A 14,073-nucleotide genomic window follows, 5' to 3' on the forward strand; every position below is an offset into this window, starting at 1 on the left:
AAAAAAGTTACTTACTATTCGATAATAGGATTAATCTGAGGCTGTTCAAACACACATTTACACTTAGTGTTTGAATTTCAATTCTATTGCGGGTTGAGTTAAATATTTTTTTGATGTTAGTAATATGATTATTGGGTCCTGCAATAGAAATATAGACAAGACCAACAGGTTTATCTTGACTGCCTCCGTTAGGACCAGCTATTCCACTGATTGCTATTGCCCAATCTGCTCCTAATTTCTCTTTTACATTAATCGCCATGGCCTCACAAACTTCTTCAGAAACAGCTCCATATTTTGTAAGCTTCTCTTCTGAAATATTTAATAATGCATTTTTTAGCTCATTACTGTAGGAAACAATACTACCTTGAAAAACTTGAGATGACCCTGATATTGATGTGATCGATGAAGAAAGTAGTCCTCCTGTACAAGATTCAGCAAAAACAATAGTTTCGTTTCTCTTGGCTAATTCTTTTATTAAAACGCTAGGGAGAGTATCATGATCCTCTCCAAAAATAAATTTCGAAAACTTTTTTCTTAATTTTTCTTTTACAGGTTTTATTATATTTCTTGCTTCTAGATCATTCTTTGCTCTAGCAGTGATTCTGAGTTTAACCTCCCCCAAGTTTGCATATGGAGCAACAGTCGGGTTTTTAAGATTTAGAAGATCGTTAATTTTTTCTGCAACGCTAGATTCTCCAATGCCAGAAAATTTAAGAGTATTTGAAAAAAAGGAATAACTATCTGAGAATTTGTTTTTAATAAATTCAAATGCAGTCTCTTCCCACATGGCTTTCATTTCACTTGGTACACCAGGGAAAGTGAGAATAGTAAATCCTTTTATTGGCTCCCATATCATTCCTGGGGCAGTGCCCCTAGGGTTATTAATTATTTGCGCATTTTTTGGAAAGAAACATTGTTTCCTTAAGCTAGAAGAATTTTCCTGCAGCTTTGAGTTTGACAGTTTCTTTTTAATTTCATCCAATAAGTAGGATCTTTCAAAAACAGATACATTAAAAGACTTAGCTATTGCTTCAGTAGTTAAGTCATCTGGGGTAGGTCCCAAGCCACCCGTTGTAATTAGAAGATTACTTCTTTTGGATATTTCTTGAATTACTTTTATAATTCGATCACAATTATCACCTACAGTTGATTGCCGAAAGTGATTTAAGCCTAATTGAGATAACTGCTCAGAAATCCATTGAGCATTTGTATTTACAATATTTCCTAAAAGTAGCTCTGTTCCAATAGAAAGAATTTCAACTCCCTTGGGATTAGGACTCATTTAATTGATGTCTCAAGTTTGCCTTCATAAAGAGGAAAACGATTACATAAGGTTAATACCCTTTCTTTACATTGACTTTCAATTAGTGAATCATGTGGATTAAGTAATCTATCAGCAATAATTTCGCCAACTTCAGCAAAAGCACTTTCATTAAAGCCTCTTGTAGTTAAAGCAGCAGTACCCAACCTTAGCCCGCTGGTCACAAAAGGTGATTCAGGATCAAATGGAACAGTATTTTTATTTGCCGTGATATTAACTTCGCTTACTAGTAAATCAGCAATTTTACCAGTCATCTTGATACTTCTTAAATCGAGTAAAACAATATGATTATCAGTGCCTCCACTAACAATATTAATACCTCTAGTTATTAAAGTTGAAGCCAGAACTTTGGCATTTTTTATTACTTGTTGGGAATAATTAACGAAATCGGGTTGTAAGGCTTCTCCAAATGCAACTGCTTTAGCGGCAATAATATGTTCTAGGGGCCCACCCTGAGTTCCAGGGAAAACAGATTTATCAAATTTCTTTCCAAATTCTGCATCTTTACATAAGATAAGTCCCCCTCTAGGCCCTCTCAATGTCTTATGAGTAGTTGTAGTGACTACATCACAATATTGTATTGGATTTGGGTGAAGTTTACTTACTACGAGTCCCGCGATGTGTGCAATATCAGCCATTAAGAATGCACCAACTTCATTTGCAATATTTCTAAATGATTCAAAATCGATTTTTCTTGGATAAGCAGAATATCCACATATGATTAATTTTGGTTTTGTTTCTAGTGCTATCTCTCTGATTTCATCAAAATTTAACTCACTAGTTTCTTTATTTACACCATAGTGCACTGCATTAAACCACTTACCACTCATATTGACTGGAGATCCATGCGTAAGGTGTCCACCATGAGATAAATCCATCCCCATGATTGTGTCGCCAGGTTTAAGAAGACTTAAGAAAACAGCCGCATTTGCCTGTGCTCCACTATGAGGTTGAACATTAGCCCAATTTGCATTAAATAATTTTTTCGCTCTCTGAATAGCTAATTCTTCGATTTTATCAACAAATTCACATCCCCCGTAATATCTTTTTTGAGGTAATCCTTCCGCGTATTTATTAGTAAGGACTGATCCTTGAGCTTGCATGACAGCGACTGATGCAAAATTCTCACTTGCTATTAACTCAAGGTGAGTTTCCTGTCTATTTTTTTCAGAGTTAATAAAATTGAATATTACTGGATCACTTTCTTTAAGATTTTGAAGAATATTCATTAAATTTGATAAGTAATACTTAATAATATAGACGATATTTTTTAGAAAAATATAAAAAGAATATTTCAAAATTTTAAACGCGCCTGGAGAGATTCGAACTCCCGACACCCTGATCCGTAGTCAGGTGCTCTAATCCACTGAGCTACAGGCGCATAAATTGTAATATCTCTGTTTCAGGGTCTCTTAGTCAACTAGATTTCGGGTAAAATATCTATTATTAACAATATCAATCTTATAAATATGCCTATAAAGTGGTACGGAAATGGTGATTTAGAGGATCCCACCTATAAACATTTTTCTCGAATAGTAAATTTTGTGATTCATTGCATGATATTTACTGCAGTTGTAAGTGGGACTTGGCTTTTTAAAGAAATTAAATATGATATTTCTTTTTTTAATAATTTTGCAATTTTCTGGTCAATTGTTTTAGCATCCCATTTACTTTTTGTATTTATAAAAAAACCTAAGGATACAGCAAAACAATCAACTTAAATCAACTTTTATTTATGAACTCTCAGATAGGAATAAGTGATCTAGAAAATATTATTTCAGAAAAGGTTTTTATAAAAATAGAAAAGTGGAATTTATATCTAGGAGATGCTGGTCTAGCTAGAAATCTTGCCATAGAATGTATAAGTAATAAAGATAAAGGCCCATTAGAGGCTGCAAAAATAAGTTTGAAAGCAATTAATGTAAAAGTTGGGGATGGAGTTAACAGTATTCCGCTTATTAATTTAATCACCACCTCACAAATTCTTGAATTAGAAGAGATTTTGGAAAGTTTTTTTGATAACTAAATTTCTTTATTTATAAATTTTAAATTTATTTACGTTCAGAAATTTTGTAAGAAAAAAATAAATTACAAAAAAAGTTAGAGATCCAAATATTAATAATAAAATTTCTCCAAAAATTGAATTTAAGTTATTCGTAGTTTTGAGAATATTAAAACAAAGTTTGCTATCTATAAATGAAGCTAATGACATGAGGGTAATTTTCTTTAATAAATTCAATTTAGGTAAATGGATTTCTTCATTTTGCAGATTGAAAGAAAGCAAAATACAAATTATAAAGTTGACTATTACTGAAGAGAAAATTATTCCTACAACTCCAAAATTATATGGTGAAAGATCCCCTAAATTCTTGATTGGTGCACCAATTAAAAACCAATCAAAAAAAATATTAAATATTATCCCTGCAAAAGACAACTTAAATGGGAATTTTGTTTTTTCTATTGAGTAGTAAGTTCTTACTAGTAAATCTCTATAAAGATAAAAAGGTATCCCAAAGGCATAAGCAATTAATATATTCTTCACTTTTAAAGTCGCTGAATAATCAAAAGCTCCTCTTTGAAAAACTAACTGTACAATTTGATTATTAAACGTTATGAAAAATCCAGTTAAAAAAATAGTTGTCAAGAAACAGTACTCTATTCCAGAGATTAAGTTTTTTTGGAACCCTCTGTTGTCTCTACAACTTCTCAATTGAGAAAATTTTGGAAGTAATGGCAAAATTATAGAGTTAGATAATATGCCTAAAGGAGCTTGCACGAGAAAGTTTCCGTAAGCCAGTCCCGATGCTGCTCCTTGAAAACTGGAAGCGAAAAACATATCAATAAAAACATTGATTTGACTTAGGCCTGATGAGATAGATGCTGGAATAATTAGTTTGAAAATCCTTCTCTCTTCATCTTTAAATAATTTGAAGTTTGACTCTAGTTTAAATAGACCAATTTTATTTATTTCCCAAATTTGAACAACAAACTGAATAAAAGTTCCTACCAAAGTTGCAAAAGCCAGTAATCCCGTATAAGTAAGGAAATTTGAAGATGTATTTTCATGGTTGAGAATCCAACTAAATACAATAAAAAAAATAGTAGTTACGCTTGTTATGGCTGGGCTTATACTTGATAAAAAGAATTTTCTTCGGGAATTTAAAGCCCCAAAGCTTAAACCTATGAAGCCAGATAAAGGGATACAAGGCGTGAGTATTTTTAATTGGTAAGTGGCAATAGATTTAGCTTCGTAACTTAAATTGGGAGCTAATAATTCAATTAATAAACTGGAATTAAAGTAAATAAATACAGCTAAACCTAATAATAATATGGAAAGTTTAATGCTTACTTTAGTTAGAATAATTGCCCCATCTTTTTTGCTAAGGGGAGTTAGAACTGCAACTACTGCATTATGTAAAGGGCCATTAATACCTCCTATTATTATTAGCAAAAAACCTGGAATTATATAGGCATAATTAAATGCGTCGTATGTTATGCCAACTCCGAAAGCAGCAGCTATAAATATTTGTCTTACACATCCAGCTAATTTACTAAGACCAGTACCAAATGAAATTGAAAAAATATTATTTTTTAAAATTGAATGCATTTGGATTTATCTAAAATTTTTCAAGAAGATTAAGTTTCAATTATATTTGATTTTTAACTGAAGACATATTTATGAATGATCGAATAATTGAATTTGATCCATTAATTGAAGGGATTTTAATTAAGAGGTATAAAAGGTTCCTTGCGGATATTGAATTAGAGAGTGGAGAGGTAATAACGGCTCATTGTGCTAATACAGGTCCAATGAAGGGACTTTTGACCGAGAGGGCAAAAGTAAGAATAAGTGTCTCACCTTCTCCAAAGAGAAAGTTACCTTTTACATGGGAACAAGTGTGTGTTTTAGATAGAAACAATAAGGAGGTTTGGGTAGGAATTAATACCCTATTTGCAAATAAGTTAATAAAAAAGGTTATTGAGAAAAACTTGCTAAAGGAAATAATTGGAGAAATAGAGACAATTAAATCTGAAGTTCCTTATGGAGAAGATAAAAAAAGCAGAATTGACTTCTTTTTAACTCCAAAATCTTCAAATCCTGATAATCGTAACATTTACATAGAGGTTAAAAATACGACATGGATTAAAGAAAATGTTGCTCTATTCCCTGATACAGTAACGAAAAGAGGCCAAAAACACCTCAAGGAATTAAAAGAAGTAATTCCTGAAAGTAAAAGTATTTTAGTATTTTGTATCACTAGAAAAGACGCTAGTTTCTTTGCTCCCGGAGACGATGCAGATCCCTTGTATGGCAAGCTTTTTAGACAATCTTTAAGCGCAGGAATGCTATCCATCCCATGTGCTTTTGAATTTCACAAAGACCACATAACATGGAATGGAATTAAACCTTTAATTTAAATAAAGATCTTGATATTTTGAAATCCAAAAAAAATCGGTTTTAAATTTAACAAATTTAATTTTGGGATGCAACTATAAAATTGGTAACAACGACTACTAGACACTAATTAGTTTTTTGAGCAAAATTGAATATGAAAGGAAACAGCACAAACTGTTTTTTTGCAGATCTAATTTTTTTTTATGACCACTGCTTTGCAAACGCCTCAAAGGCGCTCTAGGTCCAAATTACAAGATGCAAGTCTTGTTAATGGACCTATGCTCCTTTTGAGGAGTATTCGAGGATTTAGTTCAAACCGCTCTATGTTGTGGCTTGCAACTGTTCCTTTAGCTTTGTTTGGTTTAGGTATTTTTAATCTTTCAGCTCATGCAGCTGATTTACCTGAGTTGAATGCAGCTTTTCTTGCTAACAATTTATGGCTTTTGATCGCTACTATCTTAGTGATCTTTATGAACGCTGGTTTCGCTATGGTTGAGGCAGGTATGTGCCGTTCTAAGAACGCAGTAAACATACTTGCTAAAAACCTATTCGTATTTGCTCTAGCTGTAACCTCTTACTGGTTTATTGGCTATTCATTAATGTACGGAGGTAGTGTTGCTGACGGATGGCTTTATTTTGGAGGCTTATTTTTTGATCCAACAGTTACTGCAGATATGGTAACTGATGCTGGATTAGTCCCAACAGTTGATTTCTTGTTCCAGTCTGCATTTGCAGGAACTGCGGCAACTATCGTATCCGGTCTTGTTGCCGAAAGAGTTAAATTTGGAGAATTTGTTGTTTTTGCTATTGTATTAACTGCATTTATATATCCAATTGCTGGTAGCTGGAAATGGAATGGTGGTTGGCTTGATTCTTTAGGTTTTGTTGACTTTGCTGGTTCTTCAATTGTTCACTCAGTTGGAGCATGGGCAGGTCTTGTAGGAGCTATGCTTCTTGGACCAAGGATTGGTAAATACTCTGATGGAAAACCACAAGCTATGCCAGGCCATAATATGGCCATAGCAACTTTGGGTGCATTAGTTCTATGGATAGGTTGGTATGGATTTAACCCCGGTTCTCAACTTGCTATGGACCAATGGGTTCCATATGTTGCTGTAACAACTACTTTGGCAGCAGCAGCTGGAGCTATCGGAGCGACTGTTGTTTCAACACTAACTTCTGGTAAGCCTGATCTTACAATGATTATTAACGGAATTCTTGCTGGCTTAGTTAGTATTACTGCTGGTTGTGGTGATATGACTCTTGCTGGAGCCTGGTTTGCAGGACTAGTAGGTGGAATTATCGTTGTATTTTCTGTTGCAGCCCTTGATGCTGCTGAGATCGATGATCCTGTAGGTGCATTCTCAGTTCACGGAGTTTGTGGCGTATGGGGTACTTTAGTTATCGGTCTTTGGGGTACAGCTGTACAAGGAGATGGAGCAGGTATGGGATTGTTCAATGGTGGAGGTATTAACCTTCTTCTAGTTCAAGCTCTTGGTGCCGCAGCTTATGCTATCTGGACACTTGTTACTTGCTGGATTGCCTGGTCTGTAATTGGAGGATTATTCGGTGGGATCCGAGTATCTGAAGAGGAAGAGACTCAAGGACTAGATATAGGAGAGCACGGAATGGAAGCTTATCCAGACTTTGCATCTGCTAAATAATCTAATCTAAAATTCATTTTAGAAACCTGACTTATGTCAGGTTTCTTTTTTTTTACGAAAAATTATTTAAAATGTTGTAATATCTAAAGATGGATACTCAAGCCTTTAGAAGATCCCTTCATCATTCTGATAGATACAATAGAAGGGGTTTCGATTCTCCAACAAAAAGAGCTCAAGCCTTAGAAGAAGCTTATCAAAGCGATTTGATAAGTTCTATAAGAGATAATGGTTTCACTTACAATAAGGGAAGACTAAATATTAAGTTGGCTCAAGCCTTTGGTTTTTGTTGGGGAGTTGAAAGAGCTGTTGCAATGGCTTATGAGACTAGGAGACATTATCCTAATGAGAATATTTGGATAACAAATGAAATAATTCATAACCCTTCAGTTAATGATCATTTAAGAAAAATGAATGTGAAATTCATTGCAGCTAAAAATGGAATCAAAGATTTTTCGTTAGTTTCTAATGGGGATGTAGTTATATTGCCTGCTTTCGGAGCTACTGTTCAAGAAATGAAGCTCCTTCATGAGAAAGGATGTCATATCATAGATACAACTTGTCCCTGGGTTTCTAAGGTTTGGCATACTGTTGAGAAACATAAAAAACATGTTTTCACATCTATAATTCATGGAAAATTTAAGCATGAAGAGACTCTTGCTACTAGCTCATTTGCAGGGAAGTATTTAGTTGTACTTGATCTAGAAGAAGCAAATTATGTATCTGAATATATTCTGGGCAGAGGAAACAGAAATGAGTTCATGAATAAATTTGCTAAAGCTTGTTCTAATGGATTTGATCCTGATAAAGATTTAGATAGAGTCGGAGTCGCAAATCAGACAACTATGCTTAAGAGCGAGACCGAGGAAATTGGAAAGGTCTTTGAAAGAACGATGTTACAAAAATTCGGACCAGAAACTCTAAATAGTCATTTTTTGGCTTTTAATACAATTTGCGATGCAACTGAAGAAAGACAAGATGCAATGTTTTCCTTGGTGGATGAAGACCTTGATATTCTTGTCGTTATAGGAGGCTTTAATTCGTCAAATACTACTCATTTACAAGAAATAGCTATTACTAAGAATATTTCTTCTTTTCACATTGATACGCCAGAGAGGATATCAGTTGCAGAAAACTCCATATTTCATAAACCACTACGATCAGATTTAGAACTTAAAAAAAATTTTTTACCTAGTGGAAATATTAATGTTGGAATTACTTCAGGCGCATCTACTCCTGATAAAGTTGTTGCGGATGTTATTGAAAAGTTAATTGATATCGCGTCATAAATTTGGAATATGATTTAAAACTTTGCTTAGTTTTTTTAATTTATTAATCAGATATTTCCTAAAGATCTACTTTATTAACTAGAATAATAAAAAAAATTTATGCAGTATGGAAGACAAAACACAAACTAATCAGATTCAAACAGCCAGTATGAATAGAACTAAAGCCCCACAAAAAGTTGAAGTTGTAGTTGCCAATTCATCTTCAGGTTCAGAAGTAAATATCCTTGGAGAAATATCAATTTTTATTTTACGTATCGGTTTTTGTGCTTTGATGATTCATCATGGCTTAGAGAAACTTCAGGATCCTCAGGGCTTTGCAGAGTTTGTGGTTGGTAAGTACTTCCCATTTTTACCAGGTGATCCTGTTATTTGGACTTTTGGAGCAGCTATCACTCAATTAGTTTGCCCTGTAGGATTGGCTATAGGGATTTTTGCAAGGCTTTCTTCTCTTGGACTATTATCCACAATGGCCTTTGCGGTTTATTTTCATATCCTAGATACTGGATTAGAAGGTTTTCCTCTTGCAGTAGTTGAAGGGCACAATTATGCCTTCGAATTGTCCTTTATATATGGGGCTATTTCTCTCTATTTTTTATGCGCAGGTCCAGGCAGGCTTGCTCTATTTAGAAAGACTAACAAGATTACATATTATCCAAAATCAACATAAATTAATGCAAAAAATGTCTTTTTTGCGTAAATAGCATTGATATTCCTTTTGCATTACACATATCAATACTTTCTTGGTCTCTTAAACTTCCTCCTGGTTGGATAATAGCTTTAATTCCATACTCATTTGCAAGTTCTACAGTATCTGCAAATGGGAAAAAACCATCGCTTGCCAAAACAGCTTCAGAACATAAACCTTCAGCTGCTTTTAATGCGATTTTTGCGGCTCCAACTCTATTCATTTGTCCAGCTCCAATACCAATAGTTTTTTGGTCTTTTGCAATAACAATTGCATTTGATTTTACATGTTTACAAATTTTCCATGCAAAATTTAGATCTAAGTTCATTTGATTACTAGGATTCTTTGTAGTTACTGAAATCCAACTTTCAGTTTTATCATCACTATCATCAGTTTCTTGAACGAGTAATCCTCCCATTATTGATTTAGTAGAAGTTTGGTTCTTTTTTGGAAGTATATCTTTTGATAACTTTAAAATTCTTAAATTCTTTTTGATTTTTAAAATTTCTAAAGCTTCTTCATCAAATGATGGAGCGACGACACATTCTAAGAAAATATCTTTGAGTTTAATTGCGGTTTCACTATCAACATTTGAATTAAAAGCCACTATTCCTCCAAATGCACTAACTGAGTCGCATTCCAAAGCATTCAAAAATGCTTCAGATGCTGAATTACTTAAAGAGGCACCACAAGGATTATTGTGTTTTAGAATGACTGAAGCAAAAGTGTTTGTTGTAAGATCATTTTTTTCTTCATAGCCAAATTCTAAAACTGTCGAAAGCGCTGACTCAAGATCTAATAGATTGTTATAACTTAACTCTTTACCTTGTAATTGTTCTGCTGAGTTCCATCCAATATTATTTAAACCATACCAAAACGCTTTTTGATGAGGATTTTCTCCATATCTTAAGGTTTTTATTAGTGGATAAGATTCAATATATTTGGAAGATTGTAAACCTCTCTCTTTACTTATCCAATTAGATATTGCAGCGTCATAGTCAGCTGTATGTTGAAAAGCTTCCAAAGCTAATTTTGCTTTATATTCTTCATTTAAAACCCCTTTTTTACTTTCTTCAAGAAATTCTTGATATTGACTAGGATCTACTAAAACTGAAACGTCTTTATGATTTTTAGCTGCTGAACGAATCATTGAGGGCCCTCCAATATCAATATTTTCAATAGCATCTTCCCATTTAGATCCCATTTCAACAGTTTTCTTAAAAGGATATAAATTGACAACTACCAAGTCAATTAGTTCAAGATCATTAGCTTGGATTTCTTTGTTATGTTCCTCATTATTTCTTTTAGCTAATATTCCTCCGTGGATTTTTGGATGTAAAGTTTTAACTCTTCCTCCAAGAATTTCTGGAGAATTAGTAAAATCTGCAACTTTAATAACTGGAATTTTTGCTTCTATTAAATGTTTGGCCGTTCCTCCACTTGATAGAATTTGATAATTAAATTTTTCTACCAATTCTTTACAAAATGGGATTATATTTTTTTTATCAGAGACACTTACTAAGGCTAATGGTGACATTATGGGAAAGTTTACTTACTTAAGAATATAAACATGAAATACGATATCGATCATGAATTTGTCTCGATTAGCTCTCAAACTGCAACTCATAGAATTATTTTGATACATGGTTGGGGAGCCGATGCAGATGACCTCTTAACACTTGGAAAGGAGATTAAAGAAAAATCAAATCTTGATTTTGAGGTAATTTCTTTGAGAGCTCCTGGATTACATCCAAATGGACAGGGAAGGCAGTGGTATGGATTATACCCACATGATTGGAAGGGAGCTGAGGTTGAAGTCAATAAACTTTTAGGTACATTAAAAAGATTTGATACTACGCAGATTCCACTTAGAAAAACCATTTTGTTGGGTTTCTCTCAAGGGGCAGCTATGGCAATTGATGCAGGATTTAAATTAAATTTAGGATTAATTGTTGCTTGTAGTGGTTATCCTCACCCAACCTGGGTTCCAGGAGAAAAATGCCCACCATTTATTATTAGTCATGGCTTATTTGATGAGGTTGTTCCTATAGATGCTTCTAGAATTATTTATGAAAGGGTAAAAAGTAAGTCTTCTGAATTTTGTGAATTATTAGAATTTAATGGATTCCATCAAATTGATTCAAATTTGATTGATTTTATCAGTTCAAAGATGAGCAATATTTTTTAAACGAAAGCATATTCATATTCTTCAATCTCTTCCCAATCATCTGCCGTAAGTTCCAGACCTTCAAATATTTTTTCTTCGCCAATACCCTCAACTACGACTTTTAGTGATGGGAATAGAAAGTGATTCTCTTCAGCATATTGGGCGCTAAATAAGCCTTTTTCACCCCAAAAAAACCTATCAGTAGTATGTTCATTTCTTCTAACGTTGAAAACTGAAGGAGCAGATAACGCATTTTCAGCTATAAATCTTCTTGCCGCTGTAACTGGTTTATGTTTGCCTGTTTCGATATGATAGATAGGTACATGTGCCATTACTCTTTGACCAGCCAATCTTCTTCTGCTGATTCTTTTTCTTTTTTTTGACATTGATTGGTACTCCTGAAATTATTAATGAGATTAGTCTTATTTTTTTACTAATCTTATATATATGATTTTAAATTCACTTCAAATTACATAGAGGACCCATCAACCTCTGATGTAGCTTAAAATATGATCAAATATTCATATTTAAGGCTGGCGAAAGTCAGGCCTCTTTATATATCTTAATACTTTTTTCATATTTTACAAGCCTTTTTCAAATTTTTTCTGAAAAATTACTAAAAATTTCATTAATTATGAATCTCTCTAAAAAATTTGAACAGCTAATCATGAAACAGCTAGAGAGTTTTGGTTGTTCGATGGGAGTGACTCATTTAGTTATGTATCTTGCCTCAGCTAAAAAAGGAACTAAAGCAACTTTTGAAATGATTGGTCAATGGCCACAAATTGATAGGCTTTTAATATCAATAGAAGATGATCCTTCTCTAAAAGTTTCTTCTCCCAATAGAAGATGGTACCCCCTTCAAGAAAACGATATTCTAGTTGGTGTTCTTAGAGTAGAGACTGATTTGAAAGGTGGGAATTGGCCAGTATCTCTTGATTCTAGATTAAAAGCGCTTTCAATATCTTTAGCTAAATGCGTTTCTATTGAATTAGAACGTCAAAATAAAAATGATGAAATCCATTATTTGAAAAATCAGGTTAATGTCATAATTCATCAATTAAGGAACCCATTAGCGGCTCTAAGAACATATGCAAAATTACTAATAAAAAGACTTGGTTCAGATGATGATTCTATTGAAATAGTCGAACAAATGATTATAGAGCAAAAACAAATTAATCAATATATGGACTCTTTTGAGCAATTAAATCAACCTATTCAACTTCCCCTTGAAATAGGAGAGGAAAGATTATTGTTGCCCCCAAATTTAGATAATAAGAAGGTAATAACTGTTCAGAGTTTATTGAGGCCAATTTTAGAAAGAGGTAAAGCTAATGCGAAATTAGAGTATAGAGATTGGATTGAACCTTCTCTTTGGCCAGATTGGACTTTATTACCAGTAAAGGCAAAATATATTGTAATCGCTGAGATTGTTGCCAATTTATTAGAAAATGCTTTTAAATACGCTCAAAAAGATGCTGAGATTGGAATTGGAATAACGAGTAAAGGTCTTTATATATTTGATGATGGCAAAAAAATATCAAAAAATGAAAATGAAAAGATTTTTCAAAAAGGTTTTAGAGGATCTGCTGCTAAGAAAAAGGATGGCACTGGGGTGGGGCTTTTTTTGGCGAGGAAATTAGCAAAACAAATTGGAGGAGACTTGAATTTGCTTGAAAAGTCCTCAATTAATGATGTTGAGGAATTAAAAAATCTTAAGAAAAAAAATATTTTCTATTTAGATCTTCCTATAAAAGAATTGCATACATGAATAACATCGCAGATTCGACAAGTACGACACTTGCACCGCAAGCATCTCCGTTGAAACCTCCAATTTTATTTCCTAGCATATTTGGAATAGAAAAACTTAAAAAAATACCAATCAAAATAAGAAATAAAAATTTAATTAATATTGCCTGGGATGTAACTGAAACTAATTGGTATGCAATAAAAATTAAAAGAAAAATAATGGAAATCAAAGATTCTTTTTTCAATCCATTCCAAGACTTTTTATGACTAATAGATTTATTCTTATAACTAATATATTTAAACTTTTCTATAAAAAATAAATTTGAAAATCTTCCCCAAAATAAACATATTGGCAAAACAATAATTATTTGGTTTTGGATTTTGAGTATGCAGGCAATCTGAATTAAAGTTATAAAAACTAAAGATTGAACACCAAAGGATCCAACTTTACTGTCTTTCATAGCTTTTAAACGTTTCTTTTTGCCCGCAAAAATACCATCGAAAGTATCCATTAAACCATCAAGATGTAGACCACCAGTGATCAAATATCCAGAGGCTAAACAAATTAATGTAGATGCATAAATGGACCAAGAATTTGATCTTAAAAAAATAAAAATATAACTCTGTATTGTTCCAATAAAAAATCCTAAAGTCGGCGCAAATTGTGCAATATTTTTAAATTCGGGATTAATTAAAGGTATCTTTGGAAATGTTGTATAGAAAATCCAAGATCCTGCAAAATTTCTTATTAAATATTTTTTGATGAGATAAAAATTAGATTCAATATTAAATAATAGGTTAGATT

General features: G+C 32.9%; 14 protein-coding genes and 1 tRNA gene. 8 read left to right on the forward strand and 7 right to left on the reverse strand.

Annotation, left to right across the window (positions count from 1 at the left end; genetic code table 11):
- Positions 1 to 7: 7 nt before the first annotated feature.
- The 3 genes from HA146_RS01375 to HA146_RS01385 form a co-directional block, all read right to left on the reverse strand.
- Positions 8 to 1,282 carry a competence/damage-inducible protein A gene (locus HA146_RS01375; protein WP_209107820.1) on the reverse strand — a complete coding sequence of 425 codons (1,275 nt, stop codon included), beginning with the start codon at positions 1,280 to 1,282 and terminating at the stop codon, positions 8 to 10.
- Positions 1,279 to 2,550 carry a serine hydroxymethyltransferase gene (gene glyA, locus HA146_RS01380; protein WP_209107821.1) on the reverse strand — a complete coding sequence of 424 codons (1,272 nt, stop codon included), beginning with the start codon at positions 2,548 to 2,550 and terminating at the stop codon, positions 1,279 to 1,281. The genes HA146_RS01375 and glyA overlap by 4 nt, the downstream gene beginning before the upstream one ends.
- Before the next feature lie 78 nt (positions 2,551 to 2,628).
- Positions 2,629 to 2,702: transfer RNA gene (locus tag HA146_RS01385), tRNA-Arg, on the reverse strand.
- Between the two features lie 88 nt (positions 2,703 to 2,790).
- Between HA146_RS01385 and HA146_RS01390 the strand changes: the two genes are divergently transcribed.
- Complete coding sequence (locus HA146_RS01390; RefSeq protein ID WP_209107822.1) at positions 2,791 to 3,042, forward strand: hypothetical protein; 252 nt, start codon at positions 2,791 to 2,793, stop codon at positions 3,040 to 3,042.
- 14 nt (positions 3,043 to 3,056) lie between these two features.
- Positions 3,057 to 3,347, forward strand: coding sequence for a DUF3181 family protein (locus HA146_RS01395; RefSeq protein ID WP_209107823.1), 291 nt, complete (start codon positions 3,057 to 3,059; stop codon positions 3,345 to 3,347).
- Between the two features lie 6 nt (positions 3,348 to 3,353).
- Here HA146_RS01395 and murJ read toward each other — a convergent pair whose 3' ends face one another.
- A complete protein-coding gene (gene murJ, locus HA146_RS01400) occupies positions 3,354 to 4,928 on the reverse strand; it encodes a murein biosynthesis integral membrane protein MurJ (RefSeq protein ID WP_209107824.1) in 1,575 nt (524 codons plus the stop codon).
- Between the two features lie 71 nt (positions 4,929 to 4,999).
- Here murJ and sfsA point away from each other — a divergent pair, with 71 nt between their 5' ends.
- The 4 genes from sfsA to HA146_RS01420 all read left to right on the forward strand — a co-directional run bounded on the left by sfsA (position 5,000) and on the right by HA146_RS01420 (position 9,334).
- On the forward strand, positions 5,000 to 5,740 hold the full coding sequence (sfsA, locus tag HA146_RS01405) for a DNA/RNA nuclease SfsA (protein WP_209107825.1): 741 nt from the start codon (positions 5,000 to 5,002) through the stop codon (positions 5,738 to 5,740).
- Between the two features lie 180 nt (positions 5,741 to 5,920).
- The gene (locus tag HA146_RS01410; RefSeq protein ID WP_209107826.1) at positions 5,921 to 7,381 is read left to right on the forward strand and encodes an ammonium transporter; all 1,461 of its coding nucleotides are present in this window, start codon (positions 5,921 to 5,923) and stop codon (positions 7,379 to 7,381) included.
- Between the two features lie 89 nt (positions 7,382 to 7,470).
- On the forward strand, positions 7,471 to 8,667 hold the full coding sequence (locus HA146_RS01415; protein WP_209107827.1) for a 4-hydroxy-3-methylbut-2-enyl diphosphate reductase: 1,197 nt from the start codon (positions 7,471 to 7,473) through the stop codon (positions 8,665 to 8,667).
- A gap of 106 nt (positions 8,668 to 8,773) precedes the next feature.
- Positions 8,774 to 9,334 carry a DoxX family protein gene (locus HA146_RS01420; RefSeq protein WP_209107828.1) on the forward strand — a complete coding sequence of 187 codons (561 nt, stop codon included), beginning with the start codon at positions 8,774 to 8,776 and terminating at the stop codon, positions 9,332 to 9,334.
- Between the two features lies 1 nt (position 9,335).
- Here the strand turns inward: HA146_RS01420 and purH are convergent, their stop codons facing one another.
- Positions 9,336 to 10,889, reverse strand: coding sequence for a bifunctional phosphoribosylaminoimidazolecarboxamide formyltransferase/IMP cyclohydrolase (gene purH, locus HA146_RS01425; RefSeq protein WP_209107829.1), 1,554 nt, complete (start codon positions 10,887 to 10,889; stop codon positions 9,336 to 9,338).
- A gap of 33 nt (positions 10,890 to 10,922) precedes the next feature.
- On the opposite strand from purH, the gene HA146_RS01430 reads away from it, so the two are divergent.
- Positions 10,923 to 11,540, forward strand: a complete 618-nt coding sequence (locus tag HA146_RS01430; RefSeq protein ID WP_209107830.1) for an alpha/beta hydrolase — start codon at positions 10,923 to 10,925, stop codon at positions 11,538 to 11,540.
- On the opposite strand, the gene HA146_RS01435 is transcribed toward HA146_RS01430, so the two are convergent.
- Complete coding sequence (locus HA146_RS01435) at positions 11,537 to 11,905, reverse strand: DUF3155 domain-containing protein (protein WP_011819620.1); 369 nt, start codon at positions 11,903 to 11,905, stop codon at positions 11,537 to 11,539. The two genes, HA146_RS01430 and HA146_RS01435, sit on opposite strands and share 4 nt — an antisense overlap.
- A gap of 248 nt (positions 11,906 to 12,153) precedes the next feature.
- On the opposite strand from HA146_RS01435, the gene HA146_RS01440 reads away from it, so the two are divergent.
- The gene (locus tag HA146_RS01440) at positions 12,154 to 13,290 is read left to right on the forward strand and encodes a sensor histidine kinase (protein WP_209107831.1); all 1,137 of its coding nucleotides are present in this window, start codon (positions 12,154 to 12,156) and stop codon (positions 13,288 to 13,290) included.
- On the opposite strand, the gene HA146_RS01445 is transcribed toward HA146_RS01440, so the two are convergent.
- Positions 13,268 to 14,053, reverse strand: a complete 786-nt coding sequence (locus HA146_RS01445) for an adenosylcobinamide-GDP ribazoletransferase (protein ID WP_348535275.1) — start codon at positions 14,051 to 14,053, stop codon at positions 13,268 to 13,270. The two genes, HA146_RS01440 and HA146_RS01445, sit on opposite strands and share 23 nt — an antisense overlap.
- Positions 14,054 to 14,073 lie beyond the last annotated feature (20 nt).

Source organism: Prochlorococcus marinus CUG1416 (assembly GCF_017695965.1).
Lineage (GTDB): Bacteria > Cyanobacteriota > Cyanobacteriia > PCC-6307 > Cyanobiaceae > Prochlorococcus_A.